This is a genomic window from Vibrio sp. EA2, from assembly GCF_033042495.1.
GTDB lineage: Bacteria > Pseudomonadota > Gammaproteobacteria > Enterobacterales > Vibrionaceae > Vibrio.
Genome location: NZ_JAWLID010000010.1, coordinates 1 through 24,626 on the forward strand (window position 1 = coordinate 1; position 24,626 = coordinate 24,626).

At 45.9% G+C, this 24,626-nt stretch carries 18 protein-coding genes and 5 tRNA genes; 13 read left to right on the forward strand and 10 right to left on the reverse strand.

From position 1 onward, the window contains the following. Window positions 1–97: 97 nt before the first annotated feature. Window positions 98–988 carry an HTH-type transcriptional activator IlvY gene (gene ilvY, locus RXX31_RS17770; protein ID WP_317591007.1) on the reverse strand — a complete coding sequence of 297 codons (891 nt, stop codon included), beginning with the start codon at window positions 986–988 and terminating at the stop codon, window positions 98–100. A gap of 137 nt (window positions 989–1,125) precedes the next feature. Between ilvY and ilvC the strand changes: the two genes are divergently transcribed. Next, a complete protein-coding gene (gene ilvC, locus RXX31_RS17775) occupies window positions 1,126–2,610 on the forward strand; it encodes a ketol-acid reductoisomerase (protein WP_317591009.1) in 1,485 nt (494 codons plus the stop codon). A 202-nt stretch (window positions 2,611–2,812) separates the two neighbouring features. Here ilvC and ubiK read toward each other — a convergent pair whose 3' ends face one another. From ubiK to RXX31_RS17795, 4 genes are all read right to left on the reverse strand, one after another. After that, complete coding sequence (gene ubiK, locus RXX31_RS17780; RefSeq protein WP_317591011.1) at window positions 2,813–3,064, reverse strand: ubiquinone biosynthesis accessory factor UbiK; 252 nt, start codon at window positions 3,062–3,064, stop codon at window positions 2,813–2,815. A gap of 148 nt (window positions 3,065–3,212) precedes the next feature. Then, entirely contained in the window at window positions 3,213–6,335 is a 3,123-nt protein-coding gene (locus tag RXX31_RS17785; RefSeq protein ID WP_317591012.1) for a multidrug efflux RND transporter permease subunit, read from the reverse strand. Between the two features lie 11 nt (window positions 6,336–6,346). Then, window positions 6,347–7,453, reverse strand: coding sequence for an efflux RND transporter periplasmic adaptor subunit (locus RXX31_RS17790; protein ID WP_317591013.1), 1,107 nt, complete (start codon window positions 7,451–7,453; stop codon window positions 6,347–6,349). Between the two features lie 17 nt (window positions 7,454–7,470). Further along, window positions 7,471–8,052, reverse strand: coding sequence for a TetR/AcrR family transcriptional regulator (locus tag RXX31_RS17795; protein ID WP_317591014.1), 582 nt, complete (start codon window positions 8,050–8,052; stop codon window positions 7,471–7,473). 195 nt (window positions 8,053–8,247) lie between these two features. Here RXX31_RS17795 and rep point away from each other — a divergent pair, with 195 nt between their 5' ends. Next, window positions 8,248–10,263, forward strand: coding sequence for a DNA helicase Rep (gene rep, locus RXX31_RS17800; protein ID WP_317591015.1), 2,016 nt, complete (start codon window positions 8,248–8,250; stop codon window positions 10,261–10,263). 84 nt (window positions 10,264–10,347) lie between these two features. On the opposite strand, the gene RXX31_RS17805 is transcribed toward rep, so the two are convergent. Beyond that, window positions 10,348–10,761, reverse strand: coding sequence for a cytochrome c5 family protein (locus tag RXX31_RS17805; protein WP_317591016.1), 414 nt, complete (start codon window positions 10,759–10,761; stop codon window positions 10,348–10,350). 336 nt (window positions 10,762–11,097) lie between these two features. Between RXX31_RS17805 and RXX31_RS17810 the strand changes: the two genes are divergently transcribed. The 5 genes from RXX31_RS17810 to RXX31_RS17830 all read left to right on the forward strand — a co-directional run bounded on the left by RXX31_RS17810 (window position 11,098) and on the right by RXX31_RS17830 (window position 11,781). Then, a tRNA-Arg gene (locus RXX31_RS17810) sits at window positions 11,098–11,174 on the forward strand. Between the two features lie 33 nt (window positions 11,175–11,207). Then, window positions 11,208–11,283: transfer RNA gene (locus RXX31_RS17815), tRNA-His, on the forward strand. Between the two features lie 72 nt (window positions 11,284–11,355). Beyond that, window positions 11,356–11,432 (forward strand) — tRNA-Pro (locus tag RXX31_RS17820). Window positions 11,433–11,604: 172 nt separating this feature from the next. Next, window positions 11,605–11,680, forward strand: a tRNA-His gene (locus RXX31_RS17825). 24 nt (window positions 11,681–11,704) lie between these two features. Next, a tRNA-Pro gene (locus RXX31_RS17830) sits at window positions 11,705–11,781 on the forward strand. A gap of 94 nt (window positions 11,782–11,875) precedes the next feature. Here the strand turns inward: RXX31_RS17830 and RXX31_RS17835 are convergent. Then, a complete protein-coding gene (locus RXX31_RS17835) occupies window positions 11,876–12,601 on the reverse strand; it encodes an HAD-IA family hydrolase (RefSeq protein WP_317591018.1) in 726 nt (241 codons plus the stop codon). A gap of 450 nt (window positions 12,602–13,051) precedes the next feature. On the opposite strand from RXX31_RS17835, the gene RXX31_RS24850 reads away from it, so the two are divergent. The 6 genes from RXX31_RS24850 to RXX31_RS17860 all read left to right on the forward strand — a co-directional run bounded on the left by RXX31_RS24850 (window position 13,052) and on the right by RXX31_RS17860 (window position 19,843). Beyond that, window positions 13,052–13,300 (forward strand): hypothetical protein, encoded by a 249-nt coding sequence (locus RXX31_RS24850; RefSeq protein ID WP_411197988.1) that lies wholly within the window; start codon window positions 13,052–13,054, stop codon window positions 13,298–13,300. Further along, window positions 13,288–15,003 (forward strand): ABC transporter ATP-binding protein, encoded by a 1,716-nt coding sequence (locus RXX31_RS17840; RefSeq protein WP_317591019.1) that lies wholly within the window; start codon window positions 13,288–13,290, stop codon window positions 15,001–15,003. The genes RXX31_RS24850 and RXX31_RS17840 overlap by 13 nt, the downstream gene beginning before the upstream one ends. A gap of 91 nt (window positions 15,004–15,094) precedes the next feature. Then, complete coding sequence (locus RXX31_RS17845) at window positions 15,095–16,648, forward strand: ABC transporter substrate-binding protein (protein ID WP_317591021.1); 1,554 nt, start codon at window positions 15,095–15,097, stop codon at window positions 16,646–16,648. Between the two features lie 175 nt (window positions 16,649–16,823). After that, window positions 16,824–17,801, forward strand: a complete 978-nt coding sequence (locus RXX31_RS17850; protein ID WP_317591022.1) for an ABC transporter permease — start codon at window positions 16,824–16,826, stop codon at window positions 17,799–17,801. 2 nt (window positions 17,802–17,803) lie between these two features. Beyond that, window positions 17,804–18,760 (forward strand): ABC transporter permease, encoded by a 957-nt coding sequence (locus RXX31_RS17855; RefSeq protein ID WP_317591023.1) that lies wholly within the window; start codon window positions 17,804–17,806, stop codon window positions 18,758–18,760. Window positions 18,761–18,916: 156 nt separating this feature from the next. Further along, window positions 18,917–19,843 carry an SPOR domain-containing protein gene (locus tag RXX31_RS17860; RefSeq protein ID WP_317591024.1) on the forward strand — a complete coding sequence of 309 codons (927 nt, stop codon included), beginning with the start codon at window positions 18,917–18,919 and terminating at the stop codon, window positions 19,841–19,843. Window positions 19,844–19,905: 62 nt separating this feature from the next. Here RXX31_RS17860 and RXX31_RS17865 read toward each other — a convergent pair whose 3' ends face one another. The 3 genes from RXX31_RS17865 to RXX31_RS17875 all read right to left on the reverse strand — a co-directional run bounded on the left by RXX31_RS17865 (window position 19,906) and on the right by RXX31_RS17875 (window position 24,458). Then, window positions 19,906–22,164 (reverse strand): hypothetical protein, encoded by a 2,259-nt coding sequence (locus RXX31_RS17865; RefSeq protein ID WP_317591026.1) that lies wholly within the window; start codon window positions 22,162–22,164, stop codon window positions 19,906–19,908. 252 nt (window positions 22,165–22,416) lie between these two features. Beyond that, on the reverse strand, window positions 22,417–22,986 hold the full coding sequence (locus tag RXX31_RS17870; protein ID WP_317591027.1) for an ECF-type sigma factor: 570 nt from the start codon (window positions 22,984–22,986) through the stop codon (window positions 22,417–22,419). Window positions 22,987–23,105: 119 nt separating this feature from the next. Beyond that, entirely contained in the window at window positions 23,106–24,458 is a 1,353-nt protein-coding gene (locus RXX31_RS17875; protein WP_317591029.1) for a serine/threonine-protein kinase, read from the reverse strand. Window positions 24,459–24,626 lie beyond the last annotated feature (168 nt).

Genomic DNA, 24,626 nt, shown 5'->3' on the forward strand with positions numbered 1-24,626 from the left:
TTGCAAAAAAGCCCGCTAGAAATAGCGGGCTTTTTTGCTATCTATACTTTCCTAAATGCTCGAACATTAGGTCTTTATTGAATGGCTTGCATGGTGATTATTGAGCAATAAAGCTTCCTTCTGCTAACTCCCATAACGCTTTGACTAATGAGTTTTCAAGCTGGGACCTTTTACAGCACACACCGAGTTGAAATGGTTTAATTGGCGCAAACGAGAGACGCTGAATGCTATCTCGTACAGGGCTGTTATTAATCACAACATCAGGCGCGATTCCGACACCACAACCTAATGCCACCATGCTGACAATGGCTTCATGACCGGAAATTTGCGCGTAGATGTTGGGTTTAATTTTCATCTTCTTAAACCAGGCATTGGCTCTGTCCCTAGCGGTACCTGACTCAGGCACAATGAAAGGAATCTTGCTCCAGTCGGGCTGCTCTTTATGTAGCTCTTCAACCCACGAGCTGATACCTATGGGCGCTATTACCGAGAGGGGAATTTCACTGATGGTGGTGAATTCTACTTTGGATGAAAGGTACTCTGGCATTGCTGAGATCGCTATGTCGGCCTCATCATTCATTATTTTATCGATAGCCTGAGCTGGGTCGCCAGTCAGTAATTTGAACTCAATAAAGGGATGTTTTAAGCGAAATGAGTTGAGCAGCTGAGGTAGGTGGCTATAACTGGCGGTGACGGAGCAGAACAATCGAACCTCACCTTTCAGAACATCGTCTTGCACATTTATTTGAGATTGGAATTGCGTCCAGTCATGAACCATCTTCATGGCTACCGGCTGAAATTTCTCGCCAGCGGGTGTTAACTCCACACTCCGGTTGTCCCTGACAAAAAGCGGGTGGCCTATCTCTTCTTCTAGTTTTTGAATCTGACGACTCAAAGCGGATGGACTGACGTGCATTGTTGCTGCTGTCTTACTAAAATTCTTGCTGTCACAGATATCAAGGAACAGTCGGATGGTTTTTATATTCATGAAATTACCGTGTTGCACTTTTTGCAATTACTAATTGTGAATATATCACTTTAAGCAATCAAATGTCTGTTCTAGTATGAACTCATTCGGTAAGACTAATACCGACCTCTACGGAAGAATCTTAAAGGAGCACCCTAATGGCTAACTATTTTAATACTCTAAACTTGCGTGAGCAATTGGACCAACTAGGTCGTTGTCGTTTTATGGACCGCAGTGAGTTTGCTTCAGAAGCAGACTACCTAAAAGGTAAAAAAGTTGTCATCGTAGGTTGTGGTGCTCAAGGCCTGAACCAAGGTCTAAACATGCGTGATTCTGGCCTGGATGTGTCATACGCACTTCGTCAGGCAGCAATCGATGAACAACGTCAGTCATACAAAAACGCAAAAGATAATGGCTTTAATGTAGGCAGCTACGAAGATCTGATCCCTCAAGCGGATCTTGTTGTTAACCTAACTCCAGACAAGCAGCACTCTAACGTTGTTGAGACAGTAATGCCTCTAATGAAAGAAGGCGCTGCACTAGGTTACTCACACGGCTTCAACGTGGTTGAAGAAGGTATGCAAATCCGTAAAGACCTAACAGTTGTAATGGTTGCACCTAAGTGTCCAGGTACTGAAGTTCGTGAAGAATACAAACGTGGTTTCGGTGTTCCAACTCTGATTGCGGTTCACCCAGAGAATGACCCTAAAGGCGATGGTCTGGAAATCGCAAAAGCATGGGCAGCAGCAACTGGTGGTCACCGTGCAGGTTGTCTAGAGTCTTCTTTCGTTGCAGAAGTAAAATCTGACCTAATGGGTGAGCAAACTATCCTATGTGGCATGCTACAAGCAGGTTCTATCGTATGTTACGAGAAGATGGTTGCGGAAGGTATCGACCCAGGTTACGCCGGTAAACTACTGCAGTACGGTTGGGAAACAGTAACAGAAGCACTGAAGTTCGGTGGCATCACGCACATGATGGACCGTCTGTCTAACCCAGCTAAAATCAAAGCGTTTGAGCTTTCTGAAGAGCTAAAAGATCTAATGCGTCCGCTTTACAACAAGCACATGGATGACATCATTTCTGGTCACTTCTCTAGCACGATGATGGCTGACTGGGCGAACGACGATGTGAACCTACTAGGCTGGCGTGAAGAAACAGGTCAAACAGCATTTGAAAACTACCCAGAAAGTGACGTTGAAATCTCTGAGCAAGAGTACTTCGACAACGGCATTCTAATGATTGCAATGGTTCGCGCAGGGGTTGAGCTAGCGTTCGAAGCAATGACTGCATCAGGCATCATCGATGAGTCAGCGTACTACGAGTCACTACACGAACTACCGTTAATCGCAAACACAATTGCACGTAAGCGTCTGTACGAGATGAACGTAGTAATCTCTGATACTGCGGAATACGGTAACTACCTATTTGCAAATGTAGCAACGCCGCTACTACGTGAAAAGTTCATGCCTTCAGTAGGTACTGATGTTATCGGTAAAGGCCTAGGTGAGACTTCAAACCAAGTGGATAATGCAACACTTATCGCGGTTAATGAAAAGCTTCGCAACCACCCGGTTGAGTACATCGGTGAAGAGCTGCGTGGTTACATGACTGATATGAAGCGCATCGCTGTTGGTGGCTAATACTGTATAAGTTACCTATTCTAAAGTAACGCTGTAAAAGAACTCCAGACAGACTGGGGTCAATAAATACAAAACACAACATCTAATCAAAAGGCTTGGTCGCCGTTGACCAAGCCTTTTTTGTTTATATAGCTCATTTAGTTTGAACATAAAAAAGCTGGCACCTAAGTGTCAGCCTTTACTTCTTAACGGAAGACGATGTTTATTTTTCTGCCAGCTTCGCTTCAAGCTCGGCCAGCTTTGCTTCCATCTCAGTTAGCTTCTGGCGAGTACGCAGTAGAACCTGAGTCTGCACATCAAACTCTTCACGGCTGACAACATCAAGCTTGTTAAGCTGACCTTGAATCACCTGGCGAACTTTCTGATCAACATCCGCACCTAGCTCTTTCACTGGCGCTGGCATAGAGTCATGAATCTGCTTGGCGACTTGCTCTAATTTCTTTGGGTCAAACATAGTGGCTAAAACTCCTTTTGATTTGTGCTCATTTTAAGTAATTGATACGGGAAAGTCGCTAGTTGGAATGCAAAAAATCGAGATAGGTACGGCAAACGCAAGGCAATAAAAAAGGCCACCGAAGTGACCTTTTTAGCTTGATAGGGAATTAGTGGTTGTCCGCTAAACCTCGTTGTGCCGCTTTTGCTTCATCTACACGGGCCAACTTTTCCAGATCTTTGTCTTCCACAAACACTGGAAGTGGTTTGTGTTTTTCAGCTAAGTAGCTGTAGATAACAGGCAGTACGAATAGGGTAAACAGCGTACCAATCGCCAGGCCAGCAACGATTACAATACCGATACTAAAGCGCTGAGCTGCACCTGCACCAGTTGCGTACATCAGTGGGATAAGACCCGCGATCATCGCTGCTGTAGTCATCAGAATAGGACGCAGACGAACTTTCGCCGCTTCCATAACTGCTTCTGTTTTACCCAGGTTGTTGTGCAACTGCTCTTCTTTCGCCACTTCACAGATCAAGATACCGTGCTTGGTGATAAGACCAACCAGAGTAATCAAACCAACCTGAGAGTATATGTTCATTGATGCCGCGCCCCAAGCAAGCGCAATCAACGCACCACAAATTGCCAGTGGTACCGACACCATGATAACTAGTGGATCTTTCACAGATTCAAACTGAATCGCCAGGACCAAGAAGATGATCGCTAGTGCTAAACCAAATGTCGCGTATAACGCACTACCTTCAGTAACAAACTGACGAGCTTCACCCATATAGTCATGGTTGTAGCCGCTTGGCAGTTTCGTTTCAGCGATATTCTCAAACCAGTTAATCGCATCACCCATAGCTGTGCCCGGAGCTGGTACCGCACCAACCGTTGCTGAGTTCAGCTGGTTGAAGTGAGGCAGTGAGCGTGGCTCTGCAATCACGTCAATCGTCACGAGGTTACTCAGTGGAACCGCGTTGCCGTCAGCTGCACGTACGTAGTAGTTGTTCATCGACTCTGGATTTAGACGCCACTTACGCTCTACCTGAGGGATAACTTCGTAAGAGCGGCCATTAAGGTCGATACGGTTTACGTAGCCATCTGCCATCATGGTGCTCAGTGTCACACCGATGTCTTGCATGGTTACGCCGTATGCGCCCGCTTTGTCTTTGTCGATGTTGATTTTCATCGTCGCTGAGTCGTAGTTCAGATCAAGATCCGAGTAAACAAACATTGGGCTGGACTTCACTTCCGTCAATACGTCGGTTGCGATAGAGAATAAACTTTCAAACGCGTTTGGTGTGGTCAGAACAAACTGAATTGGCAGACCACTACCCGCACCTGGTAACTCAGGCATTTGGAAAGCGGTAACCGCCATTCCCGGTACGTCGGCAACCAATCCGCCTACACGGCCCGTTACGTCTGCCTGGCTTGCTTCACGCTCACTCCAAGGCACCATAGAGGCAATACCGAACGCTTGGTGAGAGTTTGGTACACCTGAGAACACCTGTGCAAACTGAACTTCTGGCTGATCAGACAGAATGTTGTTTACTTGGTTCATGGTATTCTGGATAAAGTCTAAGTTTGAATTAGATGGCGCAGTACCCATCAATACAACCACACCTTTATCTTCCGATGGCGCCAGTTCACTTGGGATAAACTTGAACAGCATTGGTAAGCTGGCAAATACAATCAACGCAAAACCGATCACAACCGGACGATGTTGCATGACCGCACCTAGCATTTTTGCGTAACGTCCCGTCATACGATCCAGCACGCTGTGGACCTTCAGTTCAAACTTGCTTGGCTTCTGGTTAGCTTTAAGCATTTTTGAACACATCATCGGAGACAGGGTTAGTGCCACAATCCCCGATACGAATACGGCACCTGCTAGGGTTAACGCAAATTCTTTAAATAATGAACCGGTGATACCGCCCATCAGAGCAATTGGCGCATATACCGCACCTAAGGTCAGCGTCATCGCAATAACGGGCACCGCGATTTCGCGCGTACCAATAATGGCCGCTCGGAATGGCGATTCCCCAAGCTTGATGTGTCGGTCAACGTTTTCTAATACAACGATCGCATCATCCACCACCAAGCCGATAGCCAGTACCATCGCCAGTAGCGTCATCAGGTTCCAGGAGAAGCCCATTGACTGCATCACCATTGCCACTCCGATCAAAGAGAGTGGAATGGTCACGATAGGAATCACTACCGCACGGAATGAACCTAGGAACACTGTAATCACAATCAGTACGATGATTGCAGCTTCAGCGATGGTTTTGATTACTTCGTTAATGGATTCGTTAATTGCGATAGTCGAATCGTAAAGCACATTCATCTTGATCGTACTAGGCAAATTACGCTCTAGCTGAGGTAATAGATCAAGTACGTCTGCGGCGATATTGATTGGGTTGGCACTTGGTGCTGCGTTAATCGCGGCAACCACCGCCTCCTGACCATTTGCACTGGCTCGATACGAGTCGTGGCTCTTCTCTAGTGTCACTTTGGCAATATCGCTTAAGCGAGTCACATTGCCATCATTGTTGCTAACAACAAGGTTCTTCAACTCATCAACATTGGATACCTGTGTATCCGCGCTGCCGTTATAAAGGACAAACTCACCGATAGCCTGACCTGTAGCTGACTGGTAGTTGTTGGCACTCAGTACGCCCATTACGTCGGTCGCGGTTAAGTTAAACGCTGCCATTTTTGCAGGGTCCAGCCACACACGCAGTGCGTATTTCATACCCCCGTAGAGGTCAACTTTCGACACGCCGTTAACGGTAAACAACTGCGGGTTGATTACACGTTCAAGGTAGTCGGTGATCTGACTTGAAGACAGCTCGTCACTGGTAAAACCGATATACAGCACCGCCGTTGTCGAACCGGTCGACATGGTAACGGTAGGGTCTTCCGCTTCTCTCGGTAGCTGAGAGCGAACCGAGTTGGTTTTTGCCAGAATATCCGAGAGTGCCGCATTCGGATCGGTGTTCAACTTCATTTTTACCGTGATCGTTGAACTACCAAGTACCGATTGAGACGTCATGTAGTCAATATTGTCTGCCTGTGCGACGGCTTGCTCCAAAGGCTGAGTTATAAAGCCCTGGATTAAGTCGGCACTGGCACCGTAGTAACTGGTCGAAACCGTTACTTCCGTATTCGTCATTTCAGGGTATTCACGAACCTGCATTTTGAAGATTGCTTGCAGACCAAGCAATGCGATCAAAAAGCTGATTGATACCGCTAAAACTGGACGTTTAATAAAAACATCAGTAAAGCGCATGAAGCCTCCGATTACAGCATTGGTGTTTCAGTTGGTGGAGTCGTTGCATCGCTTTCTACGACACGGACTTTCGCGTGGTTACTCAGACGAATCTGACCTGAGGTCACCACCACATCACCTGGCTTCACGCCCTCAAGAATGTGTACGATGTCTTTTGTACGTTCACCTACTTTAACCACTTGCTGTGTTACACGCTTTTCACCATCTTGTTCAGAGACGATGTAAATGCTGTCACCGTAGAGTGTGTAAGTAATGGCGGTTTGTGGCAGAGTCACCTGGTTCTCAAGTTTAGGTAGGATGATATTCGCACGTGCGAACATACCACTACGTAATTTACCGTCGTTATTTGGGATATCCGCTTGTACTTGGATCAGACCACTTTGCACATTAACCGCTGGTTCAATCGCGGTAATGGAACCTTTGAAGGCGATTTCTGGATACGAATCGACAAAAATATCCACTGCTTGGCTGATATGGATACGAGAGATATCAGTTTGCGGCACTGTGAAACGTAGACGCATGACGCTGGTATCTTCAAGACGCACAATATCGGTACCGGCTTGCAAGTACTGACCCAGGTAAACATTACGAATACCGACAACGCCAGAAAATGGCGCTTTGATTTCACGACGGTCAATCGCTGCTTTTAAGCTCTCGATGTCCGCGCTAAGAGAAAAGTAATTCGCTTCTGCTTCATCATAAGACTCTTTAGAAATAGAGCCTTTTTTGTAAAGACCTTGATAACGCTTGTATTTCGCTTCGGCTGCTGGCAGCTTCGCTTGCGCACTTTTTAGGTTGGCTTTCTCTACAGCTGAATCAAGAAGCACCAAATCTTGGCCTTCTTTTACTTGAGCACCAGATTCAAAAGCGATTTGGTCGATGACGCCACTTGTTTCGTTCGCAACGGTCACCCCTTGGTTTGGCTCGATAAAGCCAATCGCCTCAATTACTGGTACCCAATCAACTGATCGTACTTCAGTTACGGTTACCGGGAAGTCAGGCTCCGGGCGATTCGCCATATATTCAGCAATCTTCTGTTGCTTAAATAAGTTGAAACCTATCACGCTGCCGAACAGCAATACGGCGATAAGTAACATAAAGAAAGTCCACTTTTTCATTCTGGTCAGAACTCCAATTAGTGTTGAATGATTGCATCCCAACTGGCCTCAATAGCGGCTTCTATGGCTGCTTCGTCCAGTTGATAAAAACCTAAGGCATGGTGTCGAGCGAGGGCAACGGTCGCCTCGAAACTAAGCCCTGAAAGGATCATGTTGTCGAGTGGCTTAAACACACCTTGCTTTTTACCTTGGTCAAATAGCTTTTCTACCTGATCAAACATTTTACGCTCTCGTTCCAGCGTTACTCTATTGCTTGCATAAGGTAGGGATTGATATTGAACCCTATTGTTCAACGTGTCCACATTTGAGCCAGCTAAACACCAGATGTTAAGCCACATTTTTGTATAACGTTCTTTTAAGGACATGTCTTCGCTTACGCCTGCTTGAACTTCTGCAGCAATGCGCTTTGCGACGTTTAATCTTACTTCGTCTAAAAGGTGGTTCTTATCGGAAAAGTAACGATAGATAGTGCCAGCCGCCACCCCCGCTTCTTTGGCTAGCTTTTGCATCGAAAACCCCTGAAAACCCAGCTCAGCAATCAGTTTTTCCGCCGCACAAAGAATCTGAGCTTTTTTATCTAAAGTTGTGTTACTCGACATAGAGCCACTTTTAGTGAATGAACGTTCATTCATTATAAACTTAAGGCTGTACACTTGTGCAATAAAAAGTTATTTATTTTTTACTTTGGCATACATGGAATTTATCAACCTAGGTCTTGAAGACTGATAAACGTGGTAATCGGTCAGACTCACTATTATCATAGGCGCCACGTTTATTACCCGCTGAGAAATCCTATGAAGCTGAACCCTAGTCAAGATGAAGCCGTAAAGTATGTATCTGGTCCCTGTCTGGTGTTGGCTGGTGCGGGCTCGGGTAAAACTCGTGTTATCACCAATAAAATTGCTTATTTGGTTCAGCAATGTGGCTACAAAGCGCGAAATATTGCAGCGGTAACGTTTACCAATAAAGCCGCTCGAGAAATGAAAGAGCGGGTTGGTCAGACGTTAGGAAAAGCCGAGTCTAAAGGTTTGATGGTGTCAACCTTCCACACCTTGGGCTTGAACATTATAAAGCGCGAGTACAAGCAGCTTGGTTTAAAAGCCGGCTTCTCATTATTTGATGATCAAGACCAACTCGCGTTACTCAAAGAGCTAACGGAAAAGCAACTCGACGGCGATAAAGATCTGCTGCGTCAGCTGATGAGTTCCATCTCTAACTGGAAGAATGACATGCTAACGCCAGAGCAGGTGAAAGCTCAGGCGAAAGGTGAGCAACAACAGCTGTTTGCCTTCTGCTTCGACATGTATCAGAAGCAGATGAAAGCGTACAACGCGCTCGATTTTGATGATTTGATTCTGATGCCAGTACTGTTGTTACGTACTAATGAAGACGTGCGTCAGCGTTGGCAGAGCCGCATCCGCTATCTGTTAGTAGATGAATATCAAGATACCAATACCAGCCAATACGAGTTGGTCAAACTCATTGTCGGTGAGCGTGGTCGCCTAACTGTAGTAGGGGATGACGACCAGTCTATTTATTCATGGCGTGGTGCGAAGCCACAGAACCTGGTGCTATTGGGTGAAGACTACCCGAACTTGCGCCTGATTAAGCTAGAGCAAAACTATCGCTCTACCAGTCGTATCCTTCGCGCTGCCAACATACTCATCGCCAACAACCCGCACGTGTACGAGAAGTCACTGTTCTCAGAGATCCCAGATGGTGAAAAGCTTAAAGTGCTGTTGGCGAAAAATGAAGAACATGAGGCGGAGCGCGTCACGGGTGAACTGATTGCGCACAAGTTCCTTAATCGTACGGAGTACCGAGACTACTCGATCTTGTATCGTGGTAACCACCAATCACGCCTCATTGAAAAGTCGCTGATGCAAAACCGCGTGCCATACAAAATTTCGGGTGGCACCTCATTCTTTGCTCGTGCAGAGATCAAAGACATCATGGCGTATCTTCGAGTATTGGTGAACCCGGACGATGACAACGCCTTTCTACGCATTGTAAACACGCCTCGACGTGAAATTGGTCCTGTAACGTTAGAAAAACTCGGCAGTTACGCCAATATGCGCGGCAAGAGCTTATTTGAAGCCAGTTTTGAAATGGGACTCGAGCAGCACTTAACGGGCCGGGGACTGGAAAACTTGCGTCGTTTTACTCAATGGTTAGTGGCGATTGCCGATCAGTCGGAAAGAGGCGATACCGTGGCGGCGGTACGTTCATTGGTGCGTGATATTAATTACGAAGACTGGTTGTACGAAACCTCCACGAGCCCGAAAGCGGCTGAGATGCGGATGAAGAACGTATCAGATCTCTATTCCTGGATTGTGGCTGATTTGGAAGGTGATAATTACGATCAAGAAGAGAAGACGTTGAAAGAGGTGGTTCAGCGCCTGACCTTGCGTGACATGATGGAGCGTGGGGAAGAGGACGAAGACAGTGATGCGGTTCAGCTGATGACATTGCATGCGTCAAAAGGTCTGGAATTTCCTTATGTTTATCTGATTGGGTCGGAAGAAGGCATATTGCCGCATCAAACCAGTATTGATGAAGACAACGTGGAAGAAGAGCGCCGCCTGATGTACGTGGGTATTACTCGTGCTCAGCGAGAGCTGACGTTTACGATGTGTAAGGAGCGTCGTCAGTTTGGTGAGTTAATTAAGCCTACTCAGAGCCGCTTCCTTGATGAACTTCCGTTTGATGATGTGGAGTGGGAAGTCAACAAAAAGCCCGTATCGCAAGAAGAGCGAATGGCGAAAGGCCAGGCGCACATCGCCAACTTACGCGCGATGTTTAAGAAGTAACATTATCTCACTCGCTTAAACAGCAAATAAAAAGGCTTGCCAAATGGCAAGCCTTTCTCTTTTAACGCCTTGAATAAAGCTGAATTACAAGCCTTCAATCATGTGATCGATAGCTGCGATGATCTCGTCATCAGAACAGTCCATACACGTCCCTTTTGCTGGCATCGCGTTGAAGCCTTCAAGTGCGTGTTTAACTAGTACATCTTTACCTTGAGCGATACGAGGTGCCCACTCATCAGCATTGCCAATCTTTGGCGCACCATTTACACCAGATGCGTGACAAGCAATACAAAAAGTACCGTAAACTGTTGCGCCATCACGAGGACCAGTTGGTTCTGCTTTTACAGGCTCAGAGCCTGCTAGATAAACATCGCCGACAGGTTTGATGCGTTCTGCGATCGCATCGTATTCACTTTGGCTGATGTCAGAAGCTAAAGCTGCCGTAGAAAACGTTAAGGCAGCGAACAAAACGCTAATCATTTGTCGAGACATATCCATTAAACCCACTTCACATTCCCGAGGTAAGTGACTTACCTATTTATATAGTTAGAGTATTGATACCGATTAAAGAAGCCCGATAAAACCACTTCAATGGCATAGAATGATTAGACAACTTGGTTGCAGCTGTTAAATCAATGTAAATAATGAGTGATTATATCCCGATAGCTTGTTGCATTAAACAACAAGTTATCCATGACAGGGCGTGAATCACATCAAAAATTCACTTTAAAGAAGGATAACTGTCGAAAAAGAGACCAAACGATAAAAAAAGTAAAAAAAGTACTAGACGACATAGTGTGATATCCGTATTATTCCACTCCGCCGATAGGGCATGCGCCCGTAGCTCAGTTGGATAGAGCGTTGGCCTCCGGAGCCAAAGGTCGAAGGTTCGAATCCTTTCGGGCGTACCATTCCCCCGGAGGATAAGTCGGTAAAAATCAGTGGTGGCTATAGCTCAGTTGGTAGAGCCCCGGATTGTGATTCCGGTTGTCGCGAGTTCAAGTCTCGTTAGCCACCCCATTCTTTCTTTTTTAGAGAGAACAAGGTAGCATTGCTTCCTGTCTTGATTTAGAGTCGAGATAAAACATAAGTCGGTGAATAGCGCAGCTTGGTAGCGCATCTGGTTTGGGACCAGAGGGTCGGGGGTTCGAATCCCTCTTCACCGACCACTATTTAGCTATTATGGGTCAATCTGGTAATAGCGCACCTTGGTAGCGCATCTCATTTCTTGAGAATAGCGGACCAGAGGGTCGGGGGTTCGTCTGATGTTTAAATCACGCTCTTCACCGACCACTATTTAGTTTATGGCTTACAATAAGCGGTAAACATGACAATTTGATGGTGGCTATAGCTCAGTTGGTAGAGCCCCGGATTGTGATTCCGGTTGTCGCGAGTTCAAGTCTCGTTAGCCACCCCATTCTTTCTTTAAAGAATACATGCTCGGTGAATAGCGCAGCTTGGTAGCGCATCTGGTTTGGGACCAGAGGGTCGGGGGTTCGAATCCCTCTTCACCGACCACTATTAAAAGAGCCGCAACAGAAATGTTGCGGCTTTTTTGCGTTTGAAAGGCCCTAGGACCTAGGATTCTAGAACCTAGGCCCTTTTTACCTAGCTATTGCGCGAGTGTTTTGAGGATTTCTTTTAGCTCTACGGTGTCTTTTACTTCGTAGTCTGGCTCAATATCCGTTTGATTATTAGCGCCTTTTGGGTTCACCCAAACGCTGAGAATATCCATATTGTTAGCGCCTGCAATATCTGCTGCTAAAGAGTCACCGATATGAAGCGCCTCTTCTGGTTTAACCTCTGCTAGCTTAAGAGCCTTGCGGAAGATGCTTGCCGCTGGTTTTTCTTCAGGTTCTTCACCACCAACAATAATGTGATCGACCCATTCACTCATGTTGGTTGCGGCTAATTTAGGGTGCTGAGAGAAGATCGGGCCGTTAGTAATCACGACGAGAGTGTAGTGATGACGCAGTTCAACCAGCATCTCCTTTACCCCAGGTAGGAAGGAAAAGGCGTTCATACGTGCAGAATCAAAAAAACTTTGCGCCTGTTGAGCTTGCTCTGCGCTTATTTCGATACCTTGTTCCGCAAGGATGGTTTTTATCAGGCCACAACGGAATGCATTTTCATCCGGTAGCAAGGCTACAAGCTGAGGGAACTCTGCATTGAGCTTTTTATACACGCCTTGTAAGTAGCGTTGTAAGAAGGCATTAGAATCCGCGAGCTGTGGATAGGTTTCTTTCATCCAAGTTGCAAACGCTTGTCCTGCCACTTTATCGGCCTGAGATGTGCCACATAAAGTCTCGTCCATATCAAAAAAAATCGCTTTCAGCACAGGGGCTCCTATCATTGACAACTTTGCTACTGGGGCTTCTATTTAATCTATTATCTCATGCTCGCTAGTATCGTAAAGCCTTAAAACCACAGCATGATAGGGCCAGCTGATCTGACTCTATTAAAACCTAGATGGACCATTTTTAGTCTCAATCGTTGTGCGTTTAACCACCAAATCTGAATAATTGACCTAAAATAGAATATTAATCTTTTTTGTAGCACTGCTCACGTTTTACCTCTGGCTAGTATTGTTGAGGCTTGGTTTTTTATCTCTCTCTACTATTTTTAGATGGAGTTTTATGCCTAAGAGATCGATTTCATGCCAGATATTGTTTGCTAAATGTTAATAATTACCCATGAATAATGCGGTCGTAGCGGATGTTGCTTTTTTGCCTAAATCTAGAGCATTTTCCTGATTTTTTTGGTGCATAGCGCACAAAAATAGGTTGATATGAAAATGGTTAAATACTTGTTAATGCATTTTTATTCGCCAAATATGCGCTCAATTAACATTTTTATGGCGGAAAATACTTTAATTGTTGCTTTTTTGTGTGATTTTTGCCAAATTGTGTCCGCATTAAAATTTCAGAGTATTATTCTGAATTTGAACGGATTCATTCAGGCGAGGAATAGCGTCCCAGGAGGGCGTGATTCAATGCCACACAGACAAGGTAGTAGAGGTCTGAAATGTCACTATTAGAAGTGAAAAACCTTCGTATTGAATATCCATCCCGACACGGTGTTCACGCAGCCGTGAAATCTCTTTCGTTCCAAATTGAACGTGGTGAGATTGTGGGTGTTGTTGGCGAATCAGGTGCAGGTAAATCCACCGTTGGTAACGCTGTTATTGATTTGCTTAGTCCTCCGGGTCGCGTTGCTAGTGGCGACGTATTTCTGGATGGCGAAAAGATTTCTGGTTTATCCCCGGAAGCGATGCGTAAGGTTCGTGGTTCGAAAATAGGCTTTATTTTCCAAGACCCAATGACCTCACTTAACCCTCTGTTTACGGTTGAGCAGCAGCTTAAAGAAACCATTCATGCCAATATGAAGGTGTCGGATGAAGAGGCTTATCAGCGTGCACTTTCTCTGATGCAGCAAGTGGGCATCCCTCAACCGGAAAACCGTCTCAAACAGTATCCTCACCAATTCTCCGGTGGTATGCGTCAGCGTGTGGTTATTGCCATTGCTCTGGCAGGTGAGCCTGAGCTGATCATTGCCGATGAGCCAACGACGGCTCTGGACGTTTCAATCCAAGACCAAATCCTGAACCTGATTCGGGAGTTGTGCGTCAAAAACAACGTCGGTTGTATGCTGGTTACGCACGATATGGGCGTGGTTTCGAATGTCACTGACCGTGTTGCAGTTATGTACCGTGGTGATCTGGTTGAATTTGGCCCGACAGCAAAAGTGCTGGGTAACCCAGATCACTCATATACTCGTAGTTTGATCTCAGCGGTGCCACGCTCAGACAGAAAGCTCGACCGCTTCCCTCTGGTGAGTTACATCGAAGAAGCGACAGAAATGAAGTCGCTAGACATTAAGAACCACTGGTTAGGACAAAGCCAGGATCAACGTGAGTACACCGGTCCGCTGTTGGACGTGAAAAACGTTAACCTAAGATTTGTGACGAAAGATTCTTTGTTTGAAAGTCGCCGCGAGTATGTTCAAGCGTCGAATAACGTCAGTTTTGAAGTGCATGAAGGTGAGACGTTTGGTCTGGTGGGTGAGTCAGGCTCGGGTAAGTCGACTATCGCGCGCGTGATTGCGGGCTTGTACCAGCCAAACTCTGGCCAAGTGAAATTTGAAGGCATCGATCTGACGGCGATGAAGTCGGAAAAAGTGCGTCGCCCAATGCGTCGTCAAATGCAGATGGTGTTCCAAAACCCTTACACCTCAATGAACCCTCGTATGAAGGTTGCTGATATTATTGCCGAGCCAATTCGGTTCCATAAGCTAACTAAAAACGAATCAGAAACACGCCAAATCGTTAACGACTTGCTTGATCACGTTGGTTTAGGGCGTATGGCTGGTCTGAAATATCCGCACGAATTCTCTGGTGGTCAGCGTCAACGTATTTCTATTGCGCGTGCACTGGCAACCAGGCCCCGTCTTTTAATCTGTGACGAACCAACATCTGCATTGGATGTTTCGGTACAGGCACAGATTCTTAACTTGCTGAAAGATCTGCAAAGTGAGCTGAACTTGACTATGTTGTTTATCAGTCACGACTTACCGGTAATTCGTCAGATGTGTGACCGAGTCGGTGTAATGCAGATGGGTACGCTACTTGAAGTGGCTCCAACAGAGCAGCTGTTTACCGATCCTCAGCATGAATACAGTAAGAAACTGATCTCTCTGATGCCAGAATTTACCGGACTAAGAGAAGAGATTAAATCGGCATAAACCAAGCTTTTCGCTTGGCTGATCTTGAAATAAAAGCAGACGCAAACACAACAACAAGGGACTTTGATCCCAGCATGAAGGAGTTATGCAAATGAAAACCATGAAAAGCAAATTAGCAGTGGCGCTAATCGCGGCGGGACTAAGTTTTAACTCGTTAGCAGCAGACATTAAAGTTGGCTATGCTGCTGACCCAGTATCGCTTGACCCGCACGAGCAGTTATCTGGCGGTACACTGCAAATGTCACACATGGTATTTGACCCACTGGTTCGTTTCACTCAGGAAATGGACTTTGAACCTCGCCTGGCAGAAAGCTGGGAGCGTATTAACGATACAACAGTACGTTTTAAACTGCGTGAAGGTGTGAAGTTCCACTCTGGTAACACAATGACGGCAGATGACGTTGTATGGACATTTGAGCGTCTGAAAAACTCTCCAGACTTTAAATCTATCTTCGAACCGTACGAAAAAATCGTTAAAGTTGATGACAATACGGTTGATCTTGTAACTAAAGGTCCTTACCCACTTGTGCTGCAAACGGCGACGTACATCTTCCCGATGGACAGCAAGTTCTACACAGGTAAGACAGAAGACGGCAAAGACAAATCTGAGTTAGTGAAGCACGGTAACTCATTTGCATCAACTCACGTTTCAGGTACTGGTCCATTCATCGTGACATCACGTGAACAGGGCGTAAAAGTAGAATTTGAGCGTTTCGCTGATTACTGGGACAAAGAGTCAAAAGGTAACGTTGATAAGCTAACGCTAGTACCGATCAAAGAAGATGCGACTCGTGTTGCAGCATTACTTTCTGGCGGCGTAGATATGATTCACCCAGTTGCGCCAAACGATCACCAACGTGTGAAAGATGCTGAAGGTATCGATCTGGTTACATTACCTGGTACTCGTATCATCACGTTTCAAATGAACCAAAATAGCAACGAAGCGTTGAAAGACGTTCGCGTTCGTCAGGCGATTGTTCATGCGATCAACAACGAAGGCATCGTGAAGAAAATCATGAAAGGCTTCGCAACGGCAGCTGGTCAGCAAAGCCCGGCAGGTTACGTTGGTCATAACGACAAGTTAGTTCCTCGCTACGATCTGAAGAAAGCCAAAGAGCTGATGAAAGAAGCGGGCTACGAAGACGGCTTGACGCTAACCATGATTGCGCCAAACAACCGTTACGTGAACGATGCGAAAGTAGCACAAGCAGCGGCGGCGATGCTGTCTAAGATCGGCATCAAGGTTGATCTGAAGACAATGCCTAAAGCGCAATACTGGCCTGAGTTCGACCTATGTTCAGCAGACATGCTGATGATCGGCTGGCACTCAGATACTGAAGATTCTGCGAACTTCAACGAATTCCTAACCATGACTCGTAACGAAGAAACAGGCCGTGGTCAGTACAACTGTGGTCACTACTCAAACCCAGAAATGGACAAAGTAGTAGAAGCCGCTAACGTTGAAACAGACCCAGCGAAACGTGCAGAAATGCTACAAGGTGTAGAAGCAACGCTATACAACGACGCAGCATTTGTACCGCTACACTGGCAAAGTGAAGCGTGGGGCGCGAAGTCTAACGTGAAAGCAGCAGACATCGTGAACCCAATGGTTATGCCTTACTTTGGCGACCTAGTGGTTGAATAATCACATTGAGTCGTGATTAGGAAGGGATTCGTTCCCTCCAGAATGAGCCCCACAACAAGTGAATTATTGTGGGGCTTAATACCAGGCTCAGTTTTATTTCAGTCGGACTGAGCCCGTTTAAAGACTGAATTTTCTCTCTAAATTTAGAGATCTATGGATAGTTAAGGGGCAAGGAATGTTTTCGTTTCTGGTCAAGCGCCTGTTTCAGGCACTGATAGTGATGTTTGTGATCAGTTTGGTGGCGTTTGCCATTCAGGACAACCTGGGTGACCCGCTGCGTGAGCTTGTAGGTCAGTCGGTTTCGGAGTCGGAGCGTCAAGCGCTGCGTGATGAACTGGGCCTGAACGATCCCTTTATCACAAAGTACACTCGCTTTGTTGGTAATGCACTGCAAGGTGATTTAGGTACGTCATACTTTTTCAAGCGCCCAGCGGTTGATGTCATTCTTGACAAGCTGGTAGCAACACTGGAGCTCGTGTTTGGCGCGACGCTCATTATTATTGCTTTCTCAATACCACTTGGGGTGTATTCCGCGATTCACCCGAAAAGTATCTTTACCAAATTTGTTATGGCGATGAGTAGTGTCGGCATCTCGATTCCGGTTTTCCTGACCGCAATCATGCTGATGTACGTTTTCTCCATTGAGCTCGGCTGGCTGCCTTCCTACGGGCGGGGTGAGACATCGAACCTGCTCGGTTGGGAGTCTGGCTTATTTACCCTTGATGGAATCAAGCACCTGATCCTGCCATGTATTTCTCTGGCTTCTATCATGCTGCCGCTGTTCATTCGTCTGGTTCGTTCAGAAATGCTGGAAGTATTGAGCTCTGAGTACATTAAGTTCGCCAAAGCGAAAGGCCTGAACTTACACAAGATTTATTACCAACATGCACTGAAAAACACCATGCTGCCAGTACTGACAGTGGGTGGTGTGCAAATTGGTACTATGGTGGCCTACACCATCCTAACCGAAACGGTATTCCAATGGCCGGGTACGGGTTTCCTTTTCCTTGAGGCGATTAACCGTGTTGATACACCGCTAATCACAGCCTACGTTATTTTTGTTGGTCTGATCTTCGTGGTAACCAATACCATCGTTGACTTGCTGTATGGCATCATCAACCCAACAGTGAACCTAACCGGGAAAGGAGCTTAATCATGAGCCAATCAAATCAAGTTGCTGCTCCTGAAGCCGTTCCTTCAGCGTGGCAGCGTTTTAAAAAGTCAGATTTTCTGTACTACTTTAAGCGTGACAAAGTCGCGATGACAAGTTTCACCGTATTTATGGTGTTCTTGGTTTTAGCACTAGCGGCACCTGTTCTGGCACCAACCGATCCGTATGACCTGACATCAATCGATATTATGGACTCTGAACTTCCACCATCGTGGATGGAAGAAGGCGATGAGCGTTTTGTTCTGGGTACGGATGAGCAAGGTCGTGACATATTATCGACGATCCTCTATGGCTCGCGCTTATCACTGACCATCGGTTTTCTGGCAGTTGGTTTACAGTTAATTCTGGGGATCATCATTGGTCTGTCAGCCGGTTACTTTGGTGGCCGCATCGACAGCTTCCTTATGCGTTTTGCCGATGTTCAGCTTTCGTTCTCAACCATGATGGTGGCTATCATCGTTTCGGCGATTTTCAAAGCCAGCTTTGGTAGTGACTTCTATAGCCAATATGCGGTGGTCATGCTGGTGGTTATCATCGGTGTGGCAGAATGGCCGCAGTACGCACGTACTATCCGTGCATCGGTCCTGGCGGAGAAGAAAAAAGAGTACGTAGAAGCAGCACGTGTAATGGGCTTTAAAGCGCCACGTATTATGTTCCGCCATATCTTGCCTAACTGTTTATCACCAATCTTGGTTATCTCGACGGTTCAGGTAGCAAACGCGATCATGTCGGAAGCGGCGCTATCATTCCTGGGTTTGGGTCTGCCAGTCGACCAGCCATCTCTGGGTGCGCTGATCAGTATCGGTTTTAACTACATCTTCTCAGGCGCCTGGTGGATCACTGCTTTCCCTGGCATTGTGTTGGTTACATTGGTACTGGTAATCAACCTTCTGGGTGACTGGTTACGTGATGTATTTAACCCGAAACTGTATAAAGGTTAAGAATCTAAACATTAAGTGTTGTTAAATCGCTTAATTCCTTCCTAAACTAAGAGCCGGATGAATTTCCGGCTCTTTTTTTGCTAGTTATTCCTTGTTCACCGATTTTTGGCGGTCTTTCGCCATAATGACCTTACCCACTAGTTTAGAGTGAAGCGTATGGAATTGAAGAAGGCACAACACTCATCTCGACGTATCCAATTAAGCCTCAGCTTAGGCTTGGTCATGGTTTGCGCACAGTTTTCTCCAGCCGTGTTGGCTGAAGAATTTCTTTGTCAGGCGACTCAGGCCAGCGACAAAGCGCTGCCAAGGCTTGAGCAAACCTGCCCTATTGGAAAAGGAGTATGGGGAAAGAAAGTGCCGCAGGGTGGCAGTGATTTCTATTGGATTCAATGTGGTTTGCTGCCAAAGCCGATGTCACTGGCCAAATCTAAACCCCTCTACAACCAAATCACTACGGATGTTTGGATGAAATCAGAATCGAACGGCTACCGTTGTCTGATTGGTCCGTATACCGATCCAGCGAAGGCGGCAGCTGAATTACGCCGGGTAAAAACCTTACCCAATTACAGCGAGGCGTTTATTCGTGTGGTTGAGAAGCGGAGTTCCTCATCGTCGAAGCAAGCCAAGGCTGTGACGAAACCAGCGGTTGAAAATACGACGGTTGCCCCTAAACCAAAAGCTGTCACAGCTAAGCCTGTTGCAACCAAACCTGTGGCGAATAGTAAGTCAGTCAAAAGAGCCTCAAACAATGATGACATTGTGGTTCGGCTAACCACCGTGCTGCAGGGGCAAACCTATGTCGTGCCTTATCTGATTGAGAACCATAACCAGTTTTACATGGAATATGGCAAACCATGGAATCGCCTCAGCTATAACAACGCAGCACAAATATGCCAGCAATTAGACATGTCGTTGGCGACGTCTGAAGAGTTTAAGAGACTAAGAGCGTCAGGTGTGATGGAAAAGAATGACTGGCCGCTGCAACTCCCGTATTGGGGTAAAGGTAAGAAAGGGTTGTTTACCGATCGTGAACCTAATCAATTGACTGGTACTTCGCTACTGAATGTGATGTGTGTGAAGTGATGGTCTAGCGTACTAAAGAAAAAGCCCCGTAAGTCGGGGCTTGGTGCTTGGGGGAGGCATTGTTATTCGTTGTTGCCAGTGCCTGTCCAAGTTACGTTGAACTTCACGGCTTCAATATAAGCTCCCTGGCTCTCTTTGACTTTACCCACAAAGCTGTACACGTTACCTACCGTCAATGCTGGTAAGTCGAAATCGATGGCTGCATGGGTGATATTGTTTTCAACTTTGTTGTAACACTCAAACCCGCCAGTGGAAGGATTGACTGAAGCAATACCAGCTCCTAACCCTTCGCCTGTGAATTTAATGCTACGGTAAAACTCGGCCACATCAGCACAGGTAAAGTCTTGATTATCGAATTCTAGAATCAGGTTAGCGTCCATCGCACCGCTATCACCAGTGTTGCTATTCTCTAGCAGTGACACAGACGCTTTACCTGTTGCATATTGACCTTCAATTGCGGTTGGTAGCGTCATTGGGAACATACGGTCATCAGAGATATCGTCTGACTGAATCTGGATACGTGCTTCCGCATCGGCTTTGTTGCTGAATAACGTATACAGTTCACTCTGCTCTACGCCATCTTCTAAATACTTCCATTGCAAAGACTTCGCGCCGCTTGAGATTTCGCTGGCATCGCTAATGGTTAGCTCTGCTGTTTCAGGTTCGCCGTTTTCACCAGTAAAGGTTGCAATTAGTTTGTCACCTTGCACTGTGTAGGTACCGCTCGAGAAAGACTCTGCGGCAATCTCACCACACTGAGTAAGGTTGGTTAAGTCTCGGTAGTTACCTGATACTTTACCGTCTTCAAATCGTAGTGAATCACACCAGATACGTGAGTAATTGAACGATACAGCATCTGTGCCACCACCATGCTCTAGACGGTACCAAGTTTTGCCTTCCAGTGGGTGCAATGCTGGCTCAACCACCGTTCCCTCTGCGATTTGCGGTAGCGCAAAGGTAACTAAAGCGTCTTCAGAATTCACCCCGTCGTTCGCGTACACATAAATATGCTCCGCACCCGCATTGGCAACATGTGGCACTGGACCGTCGAATGAAATCGTACCGCTGTCATCTACAAGCACCTGAAAGCCTGTGTCTACACCACCATTTTTGCTCAGCGAGGTTTCCACTTTGTATGAAAGTACATCTGAGTCAGCATCGGTAAATAGCGCTGAAATATTAAGGGTGTCTTGTGGTTGCTCTCCTTTCACCCACTGCCAGCCGTTTACTTCTGCTTGAAGGTCTGTTTTTGTGGTGTCATTGACCGTTGGCGCTGTATTTGGCGTTTCAATAGTTACTGTCAAGGTCGCAGGATAAGAGAGTGAACCTTTCTCATCTTCAGCAAAGATTTGGTAGATAAACTCGCCAGCCGCTTCTGGTGTACCTGTGATCATGCCAAGGTCATCAATATCGATACCATTTTTATCACCGCCAATAGCGCTCATGGTGAAAGTCAGTGCATCGCCTTCCGCATCGCTGAAGTAATCAGCGGCATTAATCGAGAAGAATGTATCACCAAGTTGAATGGTAACAGGTTTTAGAGCGGTCTCTACCACAGGGCGGCTGTTCTGCACTACAGTAACGTCACCATCGCTAGGTACATTAACCGCTGGGGCGAAGTTATCAATATCTTCAGGTGTGGTACTGCTGATAATCTCTTGTGCTTTTTCGGCCACTTTGGTCGTAATTTCTAGCTGCTTTTCAATAGGTTGAACTTGGTGGTCAACCAGCGTTTCACCAATTACTTTTAGTGCTTTAGCATCATTTGAGGTTTCTGCGCTAGCGATATAATCACCGAAAATCATCTCAGCGCTCGCGGTTAAACCCGACTGTGTTACGGCAGTAACGACCTCATTAGATGCTACTTTTTTCGCTTCCACCACATCTAGAGCTGAGTCACTGGCTAGCTGCGTCTTAACCTTTTCAATAACCATATTGGTCATTGGGTTGACGATCACCTGATCACTATCACTTGAAGGAGAAGCAAGTACGAAGTCAGACACTACAATACCACGGTCTTTGTCGATGGTTTTTCCTGCGGTTGCTTTGATACAAACATCCATACCCGCGTAGTCATCTTTACTGATGGTTGCTTGACCATTTTCATCGGTTACTTCTTCAGTATTGAATTCACAACCATTGCTTAGGTTACCGTCTTTATCTACCCAGACTTCAGCGTTTTGTAGGTATCCATCAATAGCTGTGATAATCAAGCCGCCCGGAGTTGGTGGTGTGCCGCCGTCGGATGAACCTCCATCAGAGCCGCCACATCCGGTAAGGGCGATTGCCACTGACGCTGCTAATATACTAACCTTATTCATTCTGATTGACTCCTTGTTTTGATTCTTTCTGAAATAGTCTCGAACTATATTTTTATTTTTATATGTTCATTCCATCCTTCGGATGGGTGATGATTGGCGATGTTTTAGTCCGAAAGGATGAGTTTTTCAAGACACGAAAATTAGCTAAAAAACCGTAAAATTGTTTTGTTTTTTATTAAGTTATCGAGGTGTCGCACAGCGCGATGTTACACGAGTGAATCTGGGTGGGCTTATTTTTCATGTGCTTTTTTATTACGATGTCAAACGGGACTGTAACCAACTGCGGGAGAATTTGAGATCTTTCTCAATCAAACTCGCACTGCACTCGAGCAGTTCGCTGATTTCTTGGCTTTTCATTCCCATCAAATACTTAAGCTTTAAGGCACTGGACTGTCGTGGGTAACGGATACTGAAGCTATCCAGGGTCTTATCCATGATGATCAGCTGTTCGAAGCGATCTTCTTCTTGGTTCATCGCAGTGTAATGTTGGCGCTTTTGTGCCTGCTGAGCGCGAGCGTTATCGGTGAGAATTTGGCGCATGACTTTGGCTACCATCAAAAAGAAATCACGCTTGGTTTTAATATCGCTTCTGTTGTAGTTGGATATTTTTAGGTAGGCATCGTGAATCAATGCTGTGGTGCTATTGACGCTATCGACTAATACTTTATTTTCAGGTCCGTATTTTTCTGCGTTTCTCTTTCGCTCCTGTTGGGAAATTTTGCGCAATTGCAGGTAAGCGAACTGATACAACTCACTTTCGGCTTGTTTATTACCAGATTGCCATTGATGAATAATTTGAGTTAGATCTATGGGGGTTGTCATCGTTGTACATCCTTACTCACTTTGACAAATTCAGAAATTGTGTGGGTTTCAATGCGATCAGAACCGTCTCGACGACGATGAACCCCCTCGCTTAAGGGAGAGAATAATATGTTGCTCCTTCATCGTTTAGCGCTGTCCTCAGACTCACAATTTGCATGACACGTTTTTAGCGAGGTTAGATGTTGTTTCTCTGATACTGGTGTCATCGCCAATAATATGTTTTGTTTTACCTGTTTAGGAATGTCTGGGTTAGCCAGTAGCCGTCTTCGGGTTAATTCTCTCATGGCGCTCACTGACATTGGGTCTATATTCTGATCTTTCGCGTCGAAGATAAGGCGAGTAAGCTCGAACATCATGTTTTCTGTCACCAGCTTCTCTTGTTGTAACTGGATATTTTTTTGCACCATCGCACTGCCAAATATCAGGCCTGAGAACATAATGGTGACTGACAACATTGATGCGAGTGGTCTTCTCTGAACTAAACGAAGTACGCGATAAAAAGGCGAATACATTTTCTGCTTGATTGGACGATGTTTGAGAACTCGTTCGATATCGTTTCTTAAGCTGGTGACGTTTTGATAACGCTGGGTCATGGTAGTGTGCGTCGCGTTTTCTATCACCCAATAGATATCTGACCCAACCGCTGGAGACGGGAACATCATCGCGAGAATTTTACCCAATGAGTAAACATCACTTTGTTCGGTCAGACTTTGTCCTGACTGTTGTTCTGGGCTGGCAAATTGCTGGCTGAAAGCGATCAACGTCGACGGTGACTGCCCTTGATTAGAGTGCGTTTTTTGTCGTAAGTTAAAATCGATCAACTTGGGGTGTTGGCTGTGGTCGATAAGAATATTTTCTGGCTTGAGATCGGCATGCAAAACGTGATGTTGATGAGCGTGCTCCATCGCTTGGCAAATCTGCTTAAACAGCAGCAATTTCTCGTTTGCTTCCAATTCAGTTTCGGACAGGTACTTATTTAGGGTTTGACCGAATACTCGTTCCATCACGATGTAAACGCAATTGTCGTGGATACCACCATCAAAGACTTTGGCGATATAAGGATGGTTTAAGCGAGCGAGAAGCTGAGCTTCATCGAAAAGAGCGTGTTGCCCCAATACGTTGCTCAAGTTGCTTTGAATAAACTTGATAGCGAGATCTTGCTCGAATGTTGCATCTGCACGCTGTGCGGCGTACACAATCCCCATGCCACCTCTGCCTAATTCATGGATTAAGCGGTATTTGCTTACTATTTGGCCGCTAAGATCAATATCCCGGCTTATTACCTGCTGAGCGCCAAAACAAAGTAATTGAGTCAGGTGTCCCTCTGCTGTTTGGTCCGCTAAAAGAGGGCTAAGCTGTCGATATAACTTTGGTTGACTTTTTTGTAATTCTTGCAGGAATTGCTGTTTTTGTGAGTCTTCCAGATCAAGAAGATGATAATAAATCTGGGTTTCGTTATAACCTAATTGCACGGTGCCTAATGTCTTACTTTTTTAGGTACACCAGTTTATATGAAAATTTGTATTTACGTCATATATTTATTGAGGTTTAGTCGCATTGTTACCATCAATGGTAGGGCGATTGGCGCTCAGTAAGTGACTGATTTGTTAATTATTGATCTCAGGCTTGTTCACGGAGCA